General features: G+C 59.9%; 15 protein-coding genes and 1 pseudogene. 12 read left to right on the top strand and 4 right to left on the bottom strand.

Annotated features, from left to right (window positions below; all coding sequences use genetic code 11):
* Positions 1-36 precede the first annotated feature (36 nt).
* Positions 37-273 (top strand): SET domain-containing protein-lysine N-methyltransferase, encoded by a 237-nt coding sequence (locus PQQ53_RS15190; protein ID WP_408324666.1) that lies wholly within the window; start codon positions 37-39, stop codon positions 271-273.
* Between the two features lie 925 nt (positions 274-1,198).
* Here PQQ53_RS15190 and PQQ53_RS15185 read toward each other — a convergent pair.
* Positions 1,199-1,360 (bottom strand): annotated as a pseudogene (locus PQQ53_RS15185) (IS21 family transposase); the annotation flags it as partial.
* 473 nt (positions 1,361-1,833) lie between these two features.
* Here PQQ53_RS15185 and PQQ53_RS15180 point away from each other — a divergent pair.
* The 9 genes from PQQ53_RS15180 to PQQ53_RS15140 all read left to right on the top strand — a co-directional run bounded on the left by PQQ53_RS15180 (position 1,834) and on the right by PQQ53_RS15140 (position 12,742).
* Positions 1,834-2,811 (top strand): ABC transporter substrate-binding protein, encoded by a 978-nt coding sequence (locus tag PQQ53_RS15180; protein ID WP_408144590.1) that lies wholly within the window; start codon positions 1,834-1,836, stop codon positions 2,809-2,811.
* A gap of 80 nt (positions 2,812-2,891) precedes the next feature.
* Positions 2,892-3,917 carry an amidohydrolase family protein gene (locus PQQ53_RS15175; protein WP_408144588.1) on the top strand — a complete coding sequence of 342 codons (1,026 nt, stop codon included), beginning with the start codon at positions 2,892-2,894 and terminating at the stop codon, positions 3,915-3,917.
* A gap of 71 nt (positions 3,918-3,988) precedes the next feature.
* On the top strand, positions 3,989-4,834 hold the full coding sequence (locus tag PQQ53_RS15170) for an amidohydrolase family protein (protein ID WP_408144586.1): 846 nt from the start codon (positions 3,989-3,991) through the stop codon (positions 4,832-4,834).
* A gap of 97 nt (positions 4,835-4,931) precedes the next feature.
* Complete coding sequence (locus tag PQQ53_RS15165) at positions 4,932-6,212, top strand: MFS transporter (RefSeq protein WP_408324664.1); 1,281 nt, start codon at positions 4,932-4,934, stop codon at positions 6,210-6,212.
* A gap of 72 nt (positions 6,213-6,284) precedes the next feature.
* Positions 6,285-7,271, top strand: coding sequence for a DODA-type extradiol aromatic ring-opening family dioxygenase (locus PQQ53_RS15160; RefSeq protein WP_408144582.1), 987 nt, complete (start codon positions 6,285-6,287; stop codon positions 7,269-7,271).
* A gap of 55 nt (positions 7,272-7,326) precedes the next feature.
* Positions 7,327-8,184: an HpcH/HpaI aldolase family protein gene (locus tag PQQ53_RS15155; protein WP_408144580.1), complete on the top strand. Its 858-nt coding sequence runs from the start codon at positions 7,327-7,329 to the stop codon at positions 8,182-8,184.
* Positions 8,185-9,735 carry an acetolactate synthase large subunit gene (locus tag PQQ53_RS15150; RefSeq protein ID WP_408324663.1) on the top strand — a complete coding sequence of 517 codons (1,551 nt, stop codon included), beginning with the start codon at positions 8,185-8,187 and terminating at the stop codon, positions 9,733-9,735. It abuts the gene before it with no gap.
* A 28-nt stretch (positions 9,736-9,763) separates the two neighbouring features.
* Positions 9,764-10,657: a substrate-binding domain-containing protein gene (locus PQQ53_RS15145; protein WP_408144576.1), complete on the top strand. Its 894-nt coding sequence runs from the start codon at positions 9,764-9,766 to the stop codon at positions 10,655-10,657.
* A 351-nt stretch (positions 10,658-11,008) separates the two neighbouring features.
* Positions 11,009-12,742, top strand: a complete 1,734-nt coding sequence (locus PQQ53_RS15140) for a hypothetical protein (RefSeq protein WP_408324662.1) — start codon at positions 11,009-11,011, stop codon at positions 12,740-12,742.
* A gap of 102 nt (positions 12,743-12,844) precedes the next feature.
* On the opposite strand, the gene PQQ53_RS15135 is transcribed toward PQQ53_RS15140, so the two are convergent.
* The 3 genes from PQQ53_RS15135 to PQQ53_RS15125 all read right to left on the bottom strand — a co-directional run bounded on the left by PQQ53_RS15135 (position 12,845) and on the right by PQQ53_RS15125 (position 17,120).
* Positions 12,845-14,281 carry an aldehyde dehydrogenase (NADP(+)) gene (locus tag PQQ53_RS15135; protein WP_408324660.1) on the bottom strand — a complete coding sequence of 479 codons (1,437 nt, stop codon included), beginning with the start codon at positions 14,279-14,281 and terminating at the stop codon, positions 12,845-12,847.
* Positions 14,282-14,359: 78 nt separating this feature from the next.
* Positions 14,360-15,700 carry an MFS transporter gene (locus PQQ53_RS15130; RefSeq protein ID WP_408324658.1) on the bottom strand — a complete coding sequence of 447 codons (1,341 nt, stop codon included), beginning with the start codon at positions 15,698-15,700 and terminating at the stop codon, positions 14,360-14,362.
* A gap of 481 nt (positions 15,701-16,181) precedes the next feature.
* The gene (locus PQQ53_RS15125) at positions 16,182-17,120 is read right to left on the bottom strand and encodes a helix-turn-helix domain-containing protein (protein WP_408144568.1); all 939 of its coding nucleotides are present in this window, start codon (positions 17,118-17,120) and stop codon (positions 16,182-16,184) included.
* 691 nt (positions 17,121-17,811) lie between these two features.
* Here PQQ53_RS15125 and PQQ53_RS15120 point away from each other — a divergent pair.
* Together PQQ53_RS15120 and PQQ53_RS15115 are read left to right on the top strand one after the other, a co-directional pair.
* On the top strand, positions 17,812-18,321 hold the full coding sequence (locus PQQ53_RS15120; protein WP_408324657.1) for a hypothetical protein: 510 nt from the start codon (positions 17,812-17,814) through the stop codon (positions 18,319-18,321).
* A gap of 86 nt (positions 18,322-18,407) precedes the next feature.
* Positions 18,408-19,433, top strand: a complete 1,026-nt coding sequence (locus PQQ53_RS15115) for a porin (protein WP_408144564.1) — start codon at positions 18,408-18,410, stop codon at positions 19,431-19,433.
* Positions 19,434-19,519 lie beyond the last annotated feature (86 nt).

The raw sequence follows: 19,519 nt of genomic DNA, 5'->3' as shown, positions 1-19,519 counted from the left end.
TGATCGATCCGGCGATCGTCAGTTCACGGCAGGGGCGTGTTCGCAATAGAACCGCTCGGGGCGGGTGAACGCGTGCTGCAGTACAAAGGTGAAATCACGTCGTGGCGCAATGCGGTGCGCCGTCACCAGCGCGAAGGCGTCGAAGGCCACACGTTTCTCTTCGGGCTGTCAGACGGGTGCGTGATCGACGGGAGCCGCAGTGGCAACAGTGCATGCTGGCTGAATCGCGCCTGCGCACCGAATTGCGAAACCGTCGAGGATCGGGGCCGGTGAAGAACTGTTCATTGAATATCTGCTCACCACTGACGATCCGCTGGATGAAGACGTCCGGGCGCAGTACGCAGTACGCATGCCGCTGCGCCACGGCGGACTGTCGTCACTCGATGCTGGCGGACGCTGCGTGAACAGGGTGGCGGAGGTAGTAGTGGGCAGCATCGCTATCCCGAAAGCGCCGAGGGCTCGAAGCGGGAGGATGTTGGCTTCGCCGGATCTGTGGCGATGTGGTTTTCCATCTCGATACGCTAAAAGTGACGTTGCGAAGGGGAGATGCATCCGACGCGCCGGTTAACGCCAAGGCGAAAAAACAGATGTCGCTGAATCTTGAGGATTGGTGATGACGCCGTCAGGCGGCGTTTTCCCGATCAGGGTACGGTCTTATGCGGAAGCGGAAGTTAGCAGGAAAGGTAACTGGAGAATTGAGACTGCCGGTACTGCTATACCGGCTCGAGCTGGCATTGGCGGGAAGCCCCGATCGCACGTCTGTCTGTGAAGCACTTCCGAATCTTGATAAGCACCTCAGCTCGGTCGGCGAGAAATGTCCCGCACGAACCTGTTGATCCGCGCCTCCGCGCCGTCGGCGCTACACCACCGTCGAATCTTTGCCGCTGTTTTGGTAGGTCTTTGACAGCCCCGGTCGGAACTTAGCTTTCATGCATAGAGGCAGGGCAATGCCGGCGCTCTGCCCCGTCTGACCGAATTCGGTCGTAAACCGCACTTCGACCGCAGGTAGCTTGCGCCTCCTGCCGATGGACGATGAACCGCACTTGACATGCCGGCACCGCATGACCTGGTGATTATCGATTCCAGTGGGAGCGATGACAGACGGCTTTGCGACAACCTCGAGCAACTATTCCTTAACGATTCGGGTAACTAAACTTGATGGAGTGCGCCGCTTACGGCACGCTGTAACGATGCATGTCGAGCTCGACGTGATAGTTGTCCTGGGGTGATAGGGGCGCGCCAGGAGAAACGAGGTCCCGTAATGAACGGCGAAGTCGAGCACGGTGTCGTTGGTGCGCGGTTCGTAGCGGTTGGCGCCAGCGATCAAGGCGCGGGGATTGTCGGGCACAATCAGCGCCGGCTTTATCGTGCCCTTTTAGACGCTGAGAAAAGCCCTTGCCAAACTTGTAGCACCAGCATCAGATGGTCTCGTATGTCGCGGTCAGGCCGCCCTCGAAGAGCGGTTCCTCAATGTCGCGCAATCAATTTCAGCGACCTCCTGTTATTCCGCGAAATCAACCGGGACTGGGCGTTTCCCCCACGAGGGTATACCTGCGGAACGTTGGAATTTCTGGTTCCGTCTTCACCCGATGTGCGCCACTTCCGCACCCGCACAACACGTCCGCGAGCTACTTGAACAGTTGCTCAAAATCACGCCACACAAGGCTGAAGCGCCCGAGCAGCGCGGCTGTTTGCCGATCCACAAAAGTGCCATTGAATCTAACTTTTGTGTAGGGACACAGGAGCGATCCTCAAATATTCTTGCCCTATCGAGACAACACCTCCGGCACTGGTGTTCTGATCCGGTTGTCGGCGACTAATCCACAGGAGAGGATGTTGACCAAGAAAGTCCCGCTCAAGATCGCAATCGCTGAGCATCCGCATACGTCTGCCATCCGCGACGGTTCCATTCCCATCGAAGGCGTGGACGCCGAGTTCATCACAGTCAAGCCACAAATCGGCGCGTTCCGTCGAATGGTGCGCGACGTCGAGTTCGATGTCTGCGAACTGGCGCCGACGACCTACATTATCGCTCGTGCCTACGGCGCACCGTTCGTCGGTCTGCCGATTTTCGTGGTGCGGCGCTTTCACCACGGCGGCCTGCTGGTTCGCCCGGACGCTGGCATCAAGCACCCGAAGGACCTGGAAGGCAAGAAAGTCGGCGTGCGCGCTTACTCGGTCACGACCGGCGTGTGGACCCGCCAGGTGCTGATCGACGAATTCGGTCTGGACTCGTCGAAGGTGACGTGGGTTGTCGATGACGAAGAACACGTCACGCAACTCAAGCTGCCGGAAAACGTGATTCACGCGCCGGAAGGTAGCTCGCTCGCTGAAATGATGGCGTCGGGCGAATTGTCGGCAGGCTTTGCGGCTGCCGCAGGCATTGGCCGCACAGGCGCGCCGACGGGCGGCTGGAAGGAAGTCGAAGCCGATTACCCGGATCTACTGCCGAACGCGACCGAACTCGAAACGGAGTACTACGCTCGCACCGGCGTTTATCCCATGCACGGCACGATCGTCGTCAAAGATTCGGTACTGGCGGAGAATCCGTGGGTCGCGAAGTCGATTTACGACGCGTTTGCACAAGCGAAAAAGGAATGGCTGGCACGTCTCGATGCAGGCGAAGCCACGACCGCCGGCGACAAGAAGTACCTTGAACTGCGCAAGATCGTTGGATACGACCCGCTGCCGTACGGTCTGCAGGAAAACCTGAAGACGATCGAAACGCTCGAAGCGACCGCGTTCAAGCAAGGGCTGACGCCGCGCCGCATGTCCATCAGCGAACTGTTTGTGAACCCGCTGGCTAGCTAAGTCGCCGGTTCGAACGCAACAAGTTGCATGAGACCGGAACATATCCTGAAGCGCCAATTCCGGTCGACTTTGGAGACAAAATGATCATTGATTGTCACGGTCACTTCACGACCGTCCCTGCTTCGTTCCGCGCATGGCGAGCCAGCCAGGTTGAATTCGCCAACGACCCGGCCAACGCACCTTCGCTCGACGGCGCTCATGTCAGCGACGATGAAATTCGCGAAGCCATTGGCAACGGTCAACTGAAGCTGCAACGCGAACGCGGCAGCGACCTCACGCTGTTCTCGCCGATCGCCGGCCTGATGAGCCACCACCTGGGCAACGAACGCACGAGCATCGAATGGGCGCGTGTGTCGAATGACCTCGTGCATCGCGTGACGGAACTCTATCCGGACAACTTCGCGCCGGTTTGCCAGTTGCCGCAATCGCCGGGCGTTGCGCCCGCGAACAGCGTGACGGAACTGCGCCGCTGCGTCGAGGAACTGGGCTTCGTCGGCTGTAATCTGAATCCGGACCCGAGCGGTGGTTACTGGACCGGCAAGCCGGTGACGGATCGCGAGTGGTATCCGCTCTACGAAGCACTGGTCGATCTGGACGTGCCCGCGATGATCCACGTCGCTGCATCGTGCAACCCGTGCTTCCACGGCACGGGCGCACACTATCTGAATGCGGATACATCGGTGTTCATGCAGATCCTGCAATCGGACCTGTTCAAGGATTTCCCGAGGCTGCGTCTGGTGATCCCGCACGGCGGCGGTGCGGTGCCTTACCACTGGGGCCGTTATCGCGGGATGTCGCTCGAAATGCGCGACCGTCCGCTCGAAGGCTTGCTGGACAACATCTTCTTCGATTCGTGCGTGTACCACAAGCCGGGCGTCGAACTGCTGACCAAGGTGATTCCGGCCGACAACGTGCTGTTCGGCTCGGAAATGATCGGCGCGGTGCGCGGCAAGGACCCGACCACGGGTCAGTACTTCGACGATACGAAGCGCTATATCGACGCCTGCGAGGCGCTGTCCGACGAAGACCGCTACAAGATCTTCGAAGGCAACGCACGTCGCGTGTACCCGCGCCTTGACGCACGCCTGAAGGCGCAAGGCAAATAAGCGCGGTGAGTCAGCGCGAGCAATGGCGGCCGGCAACGGCCGCCTGCAACCAGACAAACACAGAGACACTCATGACAATCGTTGATATTCACCCGCACATCATCTCCGACGACGAAGGCCGCTACCCGCCGGCGCCGTTGTTCGGTAAGCGCTCGGACTGGTCGAAGGAGCGTCCGACCACCGTCGAAACGCTGATCGAATCGATGGACGCAGCCGGCGTCGCAAAGGCCGCCGTGGTTCACTCGTCGACCACGTACGGTTTCGACAACAGCTACGTCGTGGACGGTTGCGCGAAGTATGCGGACCGCCTCGTCGCCGTAGGCTCCGTCGACGTGCTGCAGCCGGATGCGCCGCAACGCATCCGCGAATGGGTTGGCCAGGGCCTCGCGGGTCTGCGCCTGTTCACGGGCGGCAGCACCAAGGAGTTCGATCCAAGCGAACTCGACGATCCGCGTTCGTTCCCGGCCTGGGAACTGTGCGGTGAGCTGGGATTGCCGATGTGCATCCAGACCGGCCCGATCGGCCTGCCGCAGGTCACTGCATTGGCGAAGCGTTTCCCGAAGGTCGCGATCATTCTCGATCACCTGGGCCGCCCCGAGGTGGCCGACGGTGCACCGTATGCAAAGGCACAAAGCCTGTTTGACCTCGCGCCGCTCGAGAACATCTACCTGAAGCTGACGCCGCGCATTTTCGGCGACGTGAAGAAGGAAAAGGCGAGCGCCGAAACGTTCTTCCCCCGCGTGGCCGAAGCCTTCGGTGCGAAGCGGCTGGCATGGGGCTCGAACTACCCGACCTCGCCGGGCGCGCTGTCGGAGATTCTCGCGACCGCCCAAGCCGGACTGGCAAGCCTGGGTGATGAAGACCGCGAATGGATCTTCGGCAAGACGGCTCTGCAACTGTACCCGGCTCTGGCCTGATTTTGCGCTGTATCCGGGCCGGCCGCCCGGGGCACTGAAAAGCGCTTTCACGGTGGCCGGCACGCAGAATCCAATCACATTTAAGAGAAACGAATAGATGGAGACAAGCAATTCTGGACGACCCGGGTCGGCAAACCGCTGGGCCGTACTAGCGCTCCTCGCACTCGGCGTGCTGATTTCTTTTGTCGATCGCACCAGCATTTCGTCGACGCTGGCGGACGCAAACTTTGTTCAACATTTTGCGCTGACGGACGTTGATCGCGGCTGGATCAACGCGGCCTTCTTCTGGTCGTACGGCGTGTTTCAGGTTCCGATGGGCTGGGTGGCCGACCGCTACGGCGTGAAGTGGCCCTACGCGGTCAGCTTCGCGCTGTGGTGTATCGCCACCGCGTTGATGGGTGCCGTGACGGCGCTCGCCAGCCTGGTCGTCATGCGGTTGATCATCGGCACGGCCGAAGCGATTGTGATTCCCGCGAGCTACCGCTGGATCCGGCACAACTTCGACGAAAGTCAGAATGGACTGGCCGTCGGCATTCTGGCGATGGGCAACAAGTTCGGTCCGGCAATCGGCGCGCCGGTCGCGGCGTGGTTCATCGTCAACTATTCCTGGAAGATGATGTTCATCGCGACGGGCCTGGTCGGGCTGCTGTGGCTCGTGCCCTGGCTGCTGATGGTGCGCAATGACATGCCTTCCAAGGTCGAACTCACGCAGGCCAATCGGAGCGCCCGCACGGTGACCTTCGGCAGCATTCTGTCGAGTCCGGTGGTGTGGGGCGGAATGGTCACGAACTTCTGCTACGGCTACTTCACGTTCTACAGCATGACCTGGATGCCGTCGTATCTGGTAGAGCAACGCGGGCTATCGATTACTCGCTCCGGACTCTTCACGTTCTTCAGCTTCGCCGGGATCGCGATCGTCGCGGCGATCGCGGGCTGGGCGGCCGACCGGATCATTGCACGCGGCCACAACCCGATTACGGTGCGCAAGGTATTTACCATCGCGGGCTTTGTCGGCGGATGCACGGTGCTGTTCGGCGCTTATGCCCCGACGCTCAACACGGCGCTGTTCTGGAATGTCTTCTCGCTGTCGCTGCTCGGTTTCGTCACGGCGAACAACCTGGTGCTGTCGCGGTTGACCCTGATTCCCAAGCAGGCCATCGGCCTCGTGACGGGCGTGCAGCAGCTTGCCACCAGCCTCGCTGGCGGCGTGGCGGCAAGCCTGTCGGGCTGGCTGCTGCACGTAAGCGGCAGCTACGACCTGCCGATGATGGTGATTCTCGGATTCCTCGTTGTCGGCGCGCTGGCAACGGCGATTTTGTACCGCCCCGAATGGGCTCCCAAGGTGACCGAGGCCCAAGGTTCGCTGCGACGAGCCTAAGACATCACGGCATGGCCAGAATGGTTTGAATAACCGGCCTTGTTGAACACATTAATTCACAGAGAAACGTAAATGGCGAAGATTGTATTCGGGATGGCCGTGCCGCACAGTGGCATGCTGGGTCAGGCACCGGAGGACTGGCTCAAGAACGGGGAGCGCGATCGTAACAATCCGGAACTGTGGTACCGCAATCGGACGTGGACGTATCCTGAGCTTGAAGCGCACCGCGGTGCAGCGTTCGAGAAATTCCTGACGATCGAGGAGCGCGCCGCGCGCGCTGCGCGCTGCCGTACCGCACTCGACAAGATGGCCGAAGCCTACCGCGCAGCGGACGTGGACGTCGCGATCATTCTGGGCAAGGACCAGAAGGAAATCTTCACCGACTTTTCGCCGTCAATCGCGATCTACACCGGTGAACAAGTGCACAACGGTCCGCCGCAACGCTCGGTTTATGCGCCGGATCATCACGTCACGCACGAGTGTCATCCAAAGCTGGCGACGTATCTAATCGAACATTTCCAGCGCGAGAACTTTGACCTGACCGATCTGTTCGCATGGCCAGACAATGTGTGGATGAAGCCGCTGCCGGAATATCCGGTGGTGCCGCATGCATACAGCTTCGTGTATCACCAGATCATGGGCGACAACCCGCCGCCGCATGTGCCGATCATCATGAACTGCTTCTATCCGCCGACCCAGCCGTCGATGTCGCGTTGTATCGAATTCGGCCGCGTGTTGCGCGATGCGATCAACGCATGGCCGGACGACGTGCGTGTGGGCATCTTCGCGTCGGGCGGTCTGTCGCACTTCGTCAACGACGAAGAGTTCGATCACAGCATCATGAAGATGCTGGCCGACTACGACTACGACGGCCTCGCAGCGGTGGACAACCGGTCGTACCAGTCGGGCACTTCCGAAATCAAGCTCTACGTCAGCGTGATGAAAGCGGTGCAGGAAACGGGCGCCGAGATGACGCTGGTGGACTACGTCCCCTGCTGGCGCACGGCCGCCGGCACTGGCGAAGGTATGGGCTTCATGTACTGGAAGGCGGCTGACTGAGCTGGCTGATGTGGCATTACGCACCTAATTCAAGAGATTTCGAGAGAGAAAGAACATGAGCGACATTCGTCTCAACAGCATCATTCGCGCATTCGAATCCGGCAAGACCGCTTACACCGCGTTTTCGAAGCTGGACAAGCAGGCCGCCATCGAGATGAGCGATGCACCGTACGACGGCATCGTCTTCGAGATGGAGCACAATCCGTACGACGTCTCGGCATTGGGCGACGCGCTGCAATACATGCTGAACCGCAAGCAGATTGCCGAGGCCGGCTCGGTCTCGCCGCGTGTTACGCCGATTGCACGTATTCCCGCGAATGGCGCGGAAATGAACCAGGCGTTTGCCAAACAGGTGCTCGATCGCGGCGCTTATGGTGTCGTGTGGCCGCACGTCTCGACAGTGGAGCAGGCGTATAACGCAGTCGCATCGTGCCGCTATGCACGTCCGAAGAACGCGCCGCTGTATGAGCCGAAGGGCGCACGCGGCGATGGTCCCGCAACGGCCGCGCGCTACTGGGGCCTCAGCATGCCCGACTACTACAGGAAGGCCGACGTATGGCCGCTTGCGCCGGAAGGCGAAATCCTCGTCGGCCTGATGTGCGAAAGCACCGAGGCGATCGAGAATCTGGACGACATCCTGTCGAACGTACCGGGCATCGGTTTCATCCTGATCGGCGAAGGCGACCTCAGCCAGCAACTCGGCTTGCCGCGTCAGTATGAACACCCGGAAGTGCTGGACGCGATGCGCAAGATCGTCGAGACGTGTCACAGGCACAACGTCGTGGTCGGCAATCCGCACACCACCGCGAAGAATCACGAGCGTCTCGTCAAGGAAGGCTATCGCTTCCTGATGTCGGCGCCGCAGCGCAACTATGGCGTTGTGGGCGCTGCACGCGAGCTGGCGGGGTATTAAATGAACGGAGCCGAAAGCCTGGTCCAGACGCTCACCGATCAGGGCGTCGATATCTGTTTCGCGAATCCGGGCACCTCGGAGATGCACTTCCTGAAGGCGCTCGAGAACCCGGCGATGCGCAGCGTGCTGTGCCTGTTCGAAGGCGTCTGCACGGGCGCGGCGGACGGCTACTACCGGATGAAGGGTACGCCCGCTTCGACACTGCTGCACCTCGGGCCGGGTCTCGCGAACGGGCTGGCCAATATCCACAATGCGAAGCGCGCATCGTCGGGGATGGTCAACATCGTAGGCGAGCATTCGGCTGCGCACCTGAAATACGATCCGCCGCTGACCTCGGATATCGAAGGGCTGGCGCGTCCGCTGAGTCACTGGGTGCGTCGCGTCGAGTCGTCGTATACGGTGGGGTGGGACGTCGCTGCGGCGGTGGAGAAGGCTAGCGAACACGCCGGGCAGATCGCGACGCTGATCCTCCCGGGTGATGCGTCCTGGCAGGAAGCGGGCGACGCAGTTGTGCCGTCGCGCCCTCTTTCTGCACCGAAAGCAAAAGCGCCTGACGCGGCCCGCGTCGAGCACATTGCAAAGGTGCTGCGTTCGGGCGAGCCGACGCTGATCGTGCTCGCGGGTCATTCGACTCGTGGTCGTGCAATCGAACTCGCGGGCAAGCTCAAGGCCGCAACCGGCTGCCGCATCGCGACGCAGTTCTTCACCGCGCGGATCGAACGTGGCGCGGGGCGTGTGACGCTCGAACGTATTCCGTATGCAGTGGGCCAGGCCGTCGAGTATCTGAAGGGTTTCAAACACATCGTCACGGTGGAAACCACCGAGCCGATCGCGTTCTTCAGCTATCCCGACAAGCCGAGCCTGCTGAAGTCACCGGGCACGAGCGTGCATCAGCTGGTCGAGATCGGTGAAGACGGTGTTGCAGGCCTGGAGATGCTGGTCGAGGCCGTGGGCGCATCGAACGCGCAAGCGGTGCTCCAGCAACGTGCGGACGCCACGCCGCCGACTGGCTCACTCGGACCCGCCAGCATTGCCCAGGCACTCGCCGCCGCGCTGCCGGAAAACTGCATCCTCGTCGACGAATCGCTGACCACCGGTCGCGAAACGATGGGGCTGACCGTCGGCGCCGCGCCGCACGACCTGATCAACAACATGGGTGGCTCAATCGGCTACGGCACGCCCGTAGCGACCGGCGCGGCACTCGCCTGCCCTGAGCGGCGCGTGTTCTGCATGGTCGGCGACGGCAGCGCGATGTACACGATCCAGTCGCTGTGGACGCAGGCGCGCGAGAACCTGAACATCACGACGATCATCTTCGCCAACAACAGCTACGCGATCCTCAAGGCAGAGTACGCCAACATGGGCGCTGGTGCGCCGGGCGAACGCGCGCTTTCGATGATCGATATCGATCGTCCGCGTATCGACTGGTTGGCCATGGCGAAAAGCATGGGTGTTCCCGCCGTCGCGGTCGACACAGCCGAAGCTTTCCACAAGGCTATGGCCAACTCGGCGAACGAGGCGGGTCCCTGTCTCATCGAGGTCAGGCTGTAATTCAATTCAAGCATAAGGACAGAGACAAATGACAACGACGCCCACTGAGGTGCCAACTCTGCGCACCAATCTGGCCGACTACCCGGTCACGAAGGCGATGAAGGATGGCCGCGTGACATCGGACATCGTCAACCTCGACTACTGCGGGCCGACGCCAGCTCATAACGGGTTCAAGGCGATGGTGCGCGAAAGCAAGTTCGACGCGGGCGAACTGGCGATCGTGACGTTCCTGCAGGCAAAGGCCTACGGCAAGCCTTACGTGCTGCTGCCGACACCGATCTCGGGCCGTTTCCAGCACCATTGCGCGGGCTACAACATCGACTTCGGCCATCTCGATCCGAAAGATATCGAAGGCAAGAAGGTTGGTGTGCGCACTTACACGCAGACCACAGCGCTGTGGATTCGCGGCATTCTGCGCCACGAGTACGGCGTCGATCTCGACAAGGTGACGTGGATGACGCTGGGCGACGGGCACCTTGCCGAATATCGCGATCCGAATAACTGCGAGCGCCTGCCCGCAGGTTCGTCGATTCCGCAGATGATGCTCGACGGTGAACTCGCTGCCGCCCTGCTCGGTGAAGACATGCCGAAGGACCCACGTGTGCGCACGCTGGTTCCCGATGCGCAGGCTGCGGCGAAAGACTGGTTCGCGCGTGAGAATGTGGTGCCGATCAATCACATGTTCGTTGTTCACGAAGATATTTCGAAGCAGCGTCCGGATGTGGTGCGTGAGTTGTACCGGATGGTGGTGGAGAGCCGCAAGCTGGCCGAAGGCGTGCCCGCTGTGTTCCCGCCGATCGGTCTCGAAGCGAACCGCAAGGGTCTGCAACTCGCGATTGATTGGGCGCTGGATCAGAAGATCATCCCGCATCGTTTGTCGGTCGACGAACTGTTCGACGACGTCACGGGTAGCCTCGGGTAATCGGACGAAAGCGCAAGCGAAAACGCGAAAGGAAGACCGAAGAGAGAAGTCGTAACACGCAAGAAGTCGTGGTAAGCAAAGAAAACACAACGCGTTGACTAAAGCGGTCACGCAGGAGGCCGTTGAGCGGTGCCACACCGCTCAACCAAGCATAATAAACGGAGGCATTTGGCTGTGTATTTAACTTCGTCTTTAAAAAAACTCCAGGCTTATTCGGCCATCGGTAGCATTTGGATTGTAATTTCAGCCAGCGCGCACGCTGAGACGCAGGGCACGGCATTGCTCGACCGCCTCGGTCCCGTGACTTCCGATCTGTATATCTCCAACGCAGACGGTAGCGACGAGCAAAAGTTGTTGCCGACCGCTGGCTTCGACTACCACGCATCGTTCTCGAAAGATGGACAGTGGATCGTCTTCACGTCGGAGCGTGACGGTTACGGCGAGGCAAATCTCTATCGCGTGAAAGTGGATGGCACCGATCTGAAGCGGCTCACCGATCACATCGCCGTTGACGATGCCGCTGCTTTCTCGCCGACCGACCCTAACGTCATCGCGTTCGTTTCATCACGCCGCGGCGCAGACAAGTTCGGCACAACCAATATCTGGACGCTGAACATAGCGACTGGCGCGCTGAAGAACGTCACCGGCGATATCAAGTTCGATCCGAACAAGCCACATAGCTTCTTCCGTCCGTCGTGGTCGCCGGATGGCAAGTGGATTGCACTGTCTTCCGATATCGGCTCCGAGTGGCGCGGTCACAACCTGCCGGTTGGCTGGGAACGTACGCAGGAAAGCAGCATCTACATGATCCATCCCGATGGTTCGGGCTGGAAGAAAATCTCCAGCAATCCGGGCTTTGACGAAGGTTCTCCGTCGTTTTCGCCCGACGGCAGGCACGTGGTCTTCTATGAAACGCCGGTCGAATCGACCTGGGGCGCGCACCGTCCGGAACTGATCAATCAGATCAGCTCGCAACTGATCTCGGTGGATCTGTCGAACCTGTCCCGCACCTCACTGACGTCGACGCCGGGCTTCAAGGTGTTCCCGCAATATATTTCGAATACCAACGTTGCGTATCACGTGAAGGGTGGGCAGACCGAAGGTCTCTACACCACGGTGGGTACGTTCCGCCCGACCGCGAATACCGGCATCCGTTCGCCGCACTATTCGTCCGACGGCACCAGGACGGTCTACGAAAAGATCACGATGCGTCCGGCGCATCCGAACGGCACGGCGATGTTCAGCTTCGACCCGACGTGGAACTACCGTTATATCGACGTGTTCCCGCAACTGTCGGCGGATCGCAAGAAGCTGGTGTACACGGAAAAGGCGATGGGCTCGTCGATCGCCATCATCAATCCGGATTTCTCCGGTTATCAGCGCATTTACGATCCGGCCGACAGCGGACTGGCTAGGGACATGATCCAGAAAGGCCTGGCGGGTGCGTTCCAGCCGACGTGGTCGCCCAATCGTGAGTGGGTCGCGTTCGGCATTGGCGACTGGTTCTTTACGCGTGGCATGGGTCCGGGACGCATTGCACGTATCAAGGCCGACGGCAGCATGGACAACAAGCCGGAAATCCTGACCGACGGTTCAATCAACGCGGGTTTCCCAAGTTACTCGCCGGACGGCAAGAAGATCGTGTACCGCGTTTGGAGCCCGACGGTACAAGGCCTGCGCATTCTGGATCTGGACACGCGCAAGACGAGGGTCCTGACGACAGAGCCGGATAATCTGCCGGGCTGGTCGCCGGACGGCACGAAGATCGTGTTCACGCGCAAGGAAGTCAATCCGACCGATCCGAACAAGTTCCACTACGACGTCTACACGATCAAGCCGGATGGCACGGACGTAACCCGTCTGACGACGCCCGGCGCGAACCAGGGCCATGCCGTGTGGCTTTATGACGGCCGCATTGGGTACAGCTCGGGCGTGTATGGCTTTCGCGATGAACTCGCGCTGTACGACAACACTTTCCAGCCTGACGGTCAGAACTGGGTAATGAATGCTGATGGCTCCGATCAGCATGCAATTACGGACACGTTGTGGGAAGACTCCATGCCGTTGTACGTCCCGAATCAATAAGCGGGCGATTGAGCGGATGGAGTTGAGGCGCCGTGCGGGAGCACGGCGTTTTTTTATTTATGGGCGTGAACGGTTAGCGAGGCGCGCGGGTGTCCGCTGCAATCAGCAGGGCCGCCCAGCGCGCTCCGCGAGCCACGCCGGGGCGCTCTGAAGCGCCACGGGGCGCAGGAAGCGATCCATTGCGGCGTAGCCTACAGAAGTAGTGAACGGCTCGGTCGATGCGGGCCACGGTCCGCCATGCTGTTGACTGCCCGTCACGGCAACGCCCGTCGGCACGCCGCCGAACAGAATGCGTCCGGCGATCTGCGCGGCACGGCGCGTGATACGGCGCACGTCTGCGGAATCGCTTTCCGCGCCCCACAACGTGACGGTCAAACTTCCGCCGACGGCTTTCAGCACGTCCACGATTTCATCGACGGAAGCCACGCGCACGAGCAGGCAGGCCGGACCGAAAATCTCTTCGCGCAATGCATGTTCCGCGATGAAGTTTTGCGCACAGGTACGCGCGAGCACCGGACGCGGCGGCGCGTTGACGTCGTTGTTCGATTCTGCGGCGAGGACGGTCTGCACGCCGGGTGTACCCGTGAGACGCGCGACGCCTGCGTCGAAGTTGCGCTTCATGCCGGGCGTTAACATCGCGTGGGTCTTCTTGCCTTGGAGTGCTTCGCGCAGCGTATTTTCGAACCGGTCGGCGTCCGCGCCGTCGAACAGCACGACCAGACCCGGGCTGGTGCAGATCTGTCCCGAGCCGAATTCGATCGATGACGCCAGCGCCTGCGCCAGTTCCTCGGCTTGCGCGGTTAGCGCTGCGGGCAGTGCGACGACCGGGTTGATCGAACCTAGTTCGCCGTAGAACGGAACCGGCCGCGAACGCGAATTCGCTTCTGCCCACAACGCCGTGCCGCCCTTGAACGAACCGGTAAACGCAACGGCCGCGATATCCGGGTTGCGCACAAGTTCGACGCCGACGTCGATGCCCGCACCTTCCACCATGCCGAGCAAACCCGCAGGCAGTCCCTGTTGCGCAATCACGGAGCACGCCAGTTCGAAAACCCGGCGCGACAGCTTCGGATGACCTGGGTGAGCCTTGACCACCACCGGACAGCCCGCCGCAAGCGCGGAGGCTGTGTCGCCACCCAGCACTGAGAACGCCAACGGGAAGTTGCTCGCCGAGAACATCGCGACCGGTCCGAGCGGCACTCGAACGCGTGTCAGATGTGGGCGTCCGATGGGCGGCGCGCCGGCAATCGCTTCATTGTCGGTCAGCGCGAAGGCGTGGCCTGCTTCGATGTGGATAGCGAAGCCGCCGAGCTGGAAGGTGGTGCGATCAAGTTCGCCGTTCAGGCGAGCAGTGCCTAGCGAGCTCTCTTCATCGGCGAGACGGACCAGTTCTTCACGATTCGCGACCAACACGTCGCTGAGCCCGCGCAACAATGCGGCTCTCGTTTGCGCGGATGACTGAGCCCAATCATCGGATACGTTGGCGGCCGCCGTGACGGCTGCCAGGATTTGCGCGGCGGTGTATTCCTGAATCTGCATGACTACTCCAAAAAGGATGAAAGACGAATGGTCTGAACGACGTGACGTTTTGAGGTGGCGAGTACCACCGGTGCTGTTTCATTGACGTCTAGCGGCTGCCACTCGCCGCGACAGGCTGAAGTGACGGCGATGCGTGGTCAGGTCTACGAGGTTGAGTTGTTTGGCGCGTGCCGAGCGACTCAACCAAAGCAATGGAGCAACCAGCCGCGCTACGAAACCGTGAGCTTCGCTCGTTGAGCCAACGAAGGAAAACAGCTTCATCCAGAGCGCGACAATCAGCACCGTACTCGCACCGCCGACCAATACGGAAGGCACTGCGCCCAGCCAACCGGCCGTGACACCAGACTCGAACTCGCCGAGTTGATTCGAGGCGCCGATGAAGATCGAATTGACCGCGCTAACCCGCCCGCGCATCTCGTCGGGCGTCTCGAGTTGAACCAGCGATTGGCGCACCACGACGCTGACCATGTCGAATGCCCCGCTTAGCATCAGCGCCGCAAGGGACAACAGAATCGAATGCGATAGCGCGAAAACCAGCGTCGTGAGACCGTACAAAGCCACCGAACCGAACATCATTTTTCCGACCCTCCGTTGGATGGGATAGCGCGCCAGATACAACGACACCAACAACGCGCCCACTGCGGGCGCCGATCTCAGCAGGCCAAGTCCCCATGAGCCGGTATGCAGAACGTCGCGGGCAAAGACAGGGAGCAGCGCTGTTGCGCCGCCGAATAAAACCGCGAACAGATCGAGCGAGATCGCGCCGAGTACTTCCTTGCGCGTCCAGATAAAACGGATACCTGCGAACAGACTCTGGAGAGTGACCTGCTCGCGAGCCGAGCGGACCTGTTGGTGACGGATCAAATAGATCATCGCAGCCGAAAACAGGCACATCGCCGCGCATGCGCAATAGACGACAGAAGCGCCAGCCACATAGATGAAGCCACCAATCGCAGGTCCCACGATGGTGGCGCATTGCGACCCGGCCGAATTGATGGCCAGCGCTCTTGGTAATGCAGGCAGCGGAACCAGCGTAGGTAGAAGCGCTTGTTGAGTGGGCATCTGGAATGCTTTTGCCACCCCCAACCCGACCGAAGCCAGGAGGATCACCTCGCGTCCCAGCCAGCCTCCTGCAGTGCCTGCAATCAGAAGCAGGGCAACGCCGAATTGTGCAAGCAGACAGCCCATCAAAGCGCGGCGGCGATCATATCGATCGGCAACCTGGCCTGTGACCAGACAAAGCGCCAGTGCGGGGATGAACTGCGCCAGACCCACCATGCCGAGGTCATAAGCGCTGTGCGTAATGTCGTACATCTGCCAGGCGACGATCACCATAAGCATCTGATTGGACATGGTCATCGCAACGCGGCTCAGAAGAAAATATCGGAACGACGAAATCTCGAGGACCGGGTTCTTCATGGGCAAAAATAAACGGAGAGGGAAATGCACAACACACTACGCACGGCATTCAGGACGGCGTCAGAGCGAAGCGGACGAGCGATTTCAGAAGCAATCAACAGGTAATAACAAATAATCTTCTTAAACGACTATTGGCGGCCCCTTGCGGGGCCGCCAATAGTCGGATTCACAATGGACGCTGATCAGAAATGGATTTCAGCCATGAGGCTCGGTCGTATTTCGACTCTTGCGCTGCACTTCTGGCAACTAGCTAATCAATCCCACACTGGACAAGTCTGTCTCAGCGTGGGAAGCATAGTATTGGATGGTCGGGTGTCTGCCTTTACACAAAAGTCAGATTCACTGGTATTTTTTGCAGTCACGAGTTTGCGGTTATCCGCGATTGCAGACGGAATCGGGCGAACAGTTAAAAGATGATCGAGGCGAAGAGAGGTTTGACCGGCAATCCGGACGGCGTGAAGACACCGTCTGGCATCGCGGCCTACTTCGATTTTTGTGACTGGTCGCGAGCGTTTGCCCGGAACTGGCTGGGTGCTTCGCCGACTTCCTTGCGGAAGAAGCGCGTAAAGTACGCGGCGTCCGAGAAACCGAGCCCAAAGGCGATCTGTTCCACAGACATCTCGCCGAAAATCAGATTCCGTTTAGCCTCGGTGATGATGCGTGCGTGGATCATCTTGGTGGGGCTTTGCCCTGTTGCCGACGCGCAGGCCGCACGCAGTTGCACCAGAGATACCGCCATCGTCGACGCGTACTCCTGCAGCGGCAGATTCTGGCGGTAATGCTGATCGATCAATTCACGAAACCGGTCAGCCAGTCTGATTTCGTTGCGGTTCGCGCCACCATTGTCGATCTGGTCGAGTTGGGTTCCGCGAACCAGCATCAGGAACAGCGACGTAAGCAGCGCTTCCGTGCCGACCACATGGCCGACCGTCTTGGACTCGAGTTCCCGCGCCAGTCTGGTGATCAGGCCGAAGAACTCCGTTGCCGTGCCGGCAGTGGAGGGCAGCGGGATCATGCGCGGGGCCGACCACAACTGGATGAACTCGTGGAGCCTGGCGTTGACTTGCGTCAGATAGGACACTTCGATCGTCACCACCCAGCGGTCGATGTCGATCTCGTAGTCGAGCCCGTGAACGCATTCGGTGGGGAGCAGCAAAACGCATGGTCCCTCGAACGGCACGCTGGACCCTTCGAGGTTCATCGCGCCGCGACCGCTGCGAACAAAGATGACCTGGCCGTATTCCGGATGCGCGTGAGGTTCGGTTCTCCAGCGGCCGCGCTCGGTAGCGTGGCCGATATTGACAAACCATTTCTCTTCTTCTTCGGGGCGCTCCACATACAAGCGGATTTTCGGCACCGTTTTCAGCGTCACATTGTTGTCTGGTTGGCGTTGATGTTTTGTCATCGCACTGTGTGTCATAAAGTCTCCGTGGCGAAGATCAACGGGAACATTCCGCGAAGGCCGGTCATCGTTGTCCGGTCCTGAACAGAAAAATTTTTCGGTACCGTCCCCGTTAAACACATAGCTCAGCGGTCGGGCGGCGAGTCGTTCCCGCGGCGATGGCCCAGATCAGTGACCCGTGACCGTCGCCATCCTGGCTCTCGTCCGGCTTTGATCTGATAAGGGCCGCGCTTGTTTCCGGGAAACGGGGAAGTCGAAGCCGATAGCATGACATATCTTGCAGGCGCACCTGCCGGTTGGTGGGCAGACTTCGGCACCTTTTGCGGAATCCGCACAGCGCGTTGGCCGCGAGGTCTCGCGATCAGGCCCCGTCTGACGAGCTTTTTCGGGCTGCATCGGCGATTGGACCAGGACGTGAGTCCATGAATCTGCGTGCAGGGTCGGGGCTTCGGCAATCCTCGCTCGACCGCAAAAAATGCCAGTGAATCTACTTTTTGTGTAAGGACTAGCGATCTGGCATCAAATATTCTTACAAGCACAAGACGAAGCGTCTGGCGGTTGGTGGTTTCATCTAGTCCTCGCCCGCGCCGGAGGCGCGCCGTTTCGGGGCGAAAGCAGTAACGGACGGAAACGTCGCGCGTCAACTGAGGCGACGATAGAAGCACACAGCAGTCGGTCACATTCAAATAAAGAAGCACTGGAGACATTCATGCGAAAAGGGACACCTCGTCGCCTTTTCGGCGCAATGATGGTCGGCGCCGTGGCATCGGCGCGGCCAAGCAACCTCGCGCCGGACGACGCGAGCCGGACGGTCGGGCGGCCAGAGTCGCACGCGTGCGTCGCGGGGGCTGTTGTCCACGCAGATGCTTGTGTTACGCGCGCGCCGCGCCGCCATGCATCGATTGATCTCTGTGTCCCACATCTGCTTACATTTTTTTACGCGCTGACGAGCAGCATCGGCGAATACCTCGGTCCTGTCATCGAACGCCCGCACCCGCACGACGCAAGCGTCGCCACCTGTTCAGCCTGTTACGCCGCGCTTTGCTCTTGGGAGAAAGACGCGTTTCTACCGATTAGTCAGATCAAGGTTCGGTCCGTTCTGTTTCGCGGACAGATTATGCCCGGCACGGACAGGCGAGGCGCGCGCGGCATGACAAACGCCTTGCGACGCGCCGAGATTATGTTCACTCTCAATGGCGCCATGGTTTACAAAACTTAGATTACCAACGAAATAATAATTATAAATTTGGTAAAGCAGGATGCCGAATGAAGAATTTAAAAAATACACGTTGATCCGGAGACTGGATGAAAAAGTTGATCACTCTTGTGTCGGGCGTTGCATCTGTATGTGCTTTTAACGCTGCCCATGCGCAGTCGTCGGTCACACTCTACGGTGTCGTTGACAACGGGGTGGAGTATCAGAACGCAGGCAGCGGCGGGGCGGTCCGTGCGACATCGGGCGGACTCTTCGCAAGCCGATATGGCCTGAAGGGCAGTGAAGATATTGGCGGCGGACTTCACGTCAATTTCCAGTTGGAGCAGGGCTTCTCCGGCGCGACCGGTGCCGCTGCCAGTTCAACTGCAGCCTTTAACCGGCAGGCGTGGGTAGGATTGTCGGGTGCGTTCGGTGAGACGCGTATCGGCTTGCAAAATACGCCACAGTACATCTTCCTGAACCCCGAACTCGACCCGCTGGCGGTGATGAGTCTGGGTTCGCCAATGAACAACTTCAACACCCTGACTGTTCGCGTCAATAACGCGATCTCGTACTTCACGCCGACATTCTATGGCTTGACTGCCCAGTTCATGGTGGCGATGCGTGACACGACGACCAGGCCGACTAACGGGTTGCAGTTCTATAACGCGGCGGTCCGCTATGTCAACGGTCCTTTCCACCTCGCCGCCGGCTATGAGCAGGCGCAAAATGCGGCCGGAACATCGACGCTGAAAGTGCTCAATATCGGTTCTTCGGTGACCGTTGGCAACGCCCAGTTCTTTCTGGCGTATCACACGGAACGTCAGACCGACAACAGCGTGAAGCGTGACGTGTACGCAGCATCGACTTCCTACTCGTTCACTCCCGCCGACGATCTTTCAGTGATGTACGGTTATGCGCATGACCGGACGGGGCAAGGGAATAACGCGCAGCAAATCGGTCTGACTTACGAGCACCTGCTTTCGAAGAGGACCACGCTCTATGCGTCCGCTGGTTTTATCCAGAACCGGAATGACGCGCAATTCAGTCTTAACGGCACCAACTACCAGGGTCTCAAGGGTGCGCCGGGCGCAGACACCCGCGGCGTGACCGTGGGGATCGTGCATAAGTTCTGATCCCGGGTGCACGCCGATGTTGTGAGAACGGGACCGGCGTGCGGGTAAATGGCAAGCCCCGTTCCGCAAAATGTGTGGAAAAATAT

This window comes from Paraburkholderia strydomiana (assembly GCF_046030495.1).
Lineage (GTDB): Bacteria > Pseudomonadota > Gammaproteobacteria > Burkholderiales > Burkholderiaceae > Paraburkholderia > Paraburkholderia strydomiana_A.
Note: the sequence above shows the minus strand (reverse complement) of the source record. Positions and strands in the feature narration are given on the sequence as shown.

Coding starts and splice junctions, on each gene's coding strand:
- PQQ53_RS15145 (WP_408144576.1), top strand. CDS start 9,764: ATGACAACGACGCCCACTGAGGTGCCAACTCTGCGCACCAATCTGGCC.
- PQQ53_RS15120 (WP_408324657.1), top strand. CDS start 17,812: ATGCGAAAAGGGACACCTCGTCGCCTTTTCGGCGCAATGATGGTCGGC.
- PQQ53_RS15160 (WP_408144582.1), top strand. CDS start 6,285: ATGGCGAAGATTGTATTCGGGATGGCCGTGCCGCACAGTGGCATGCTG.
- PQQ53_RS15175 (WP_408144588.1), top strand. CDS start 2,892: ATGATCATTGATTGTCACGGTCACTTCACGACCGTCCCTGCTTCGTTC.
- PQQ53_RS15150 (WP_408324663.1), top strand. CDS start 8,185: ATGAACGGAGCCGAAAGCCTGGTCCAGACGCTCACCGATCAGGGCGTC.
- PQQ53_RS15165 (WP_408324664.1), top strand. CDS start 4,932: ATGGAGACAAGCAATTCTGGACGACCCGGGTCGGCAAACCGCTGGGCC.
- PQQ53_RS15115 (WP_408144564.1), top strand. CDS start 18,408: ATGAAAAAGTTGATCACTCTTGTGTCGGGCGTTGCATCTGTATGTGCT.
- PQQ53_RS15135 (WP_408324660.1), bottom strand. CDS start 14,281: ATGCAGATTCAGGAATACACCGCCGCGCAAATCCTGGCAGCCGTCACG.
- PQQ53_RS15130 (WP_408324658.1), bottom strand. CDS start 15,700: ATGAAGAACCCGGTCCTCGAGATTTCGTCGTTCCGATATTTTCTTCTG.
- PQQ53_RS15170 (WP_408144586.1), top strand. CDS start 3,989: ATGACAATCGTTGATATTCACCCGCACATCATCTCCGACGACGAAGGC.
- PQQ53_RS15125 (WP_408144568.1), bottom strand. CDS start 17,120: ATGACACACAGTGCGATGACAAAACATCAACGCCAACCAGACAACAAT.
- PQQ53_RS15155 (WP_408144580.1), top strand. CDS start 7,327: ATGAGCGACATTCGTCTCAACAGCATCATTCGCGCATTCGAATCCGGC.
- PQQ53_RS15180 (WP_408144590.1), top strand. CDS start 1,834: ATGTTGACCAAGAAAGTCCCGCTCAAGATCGCAATCGCTGAGCATCCG.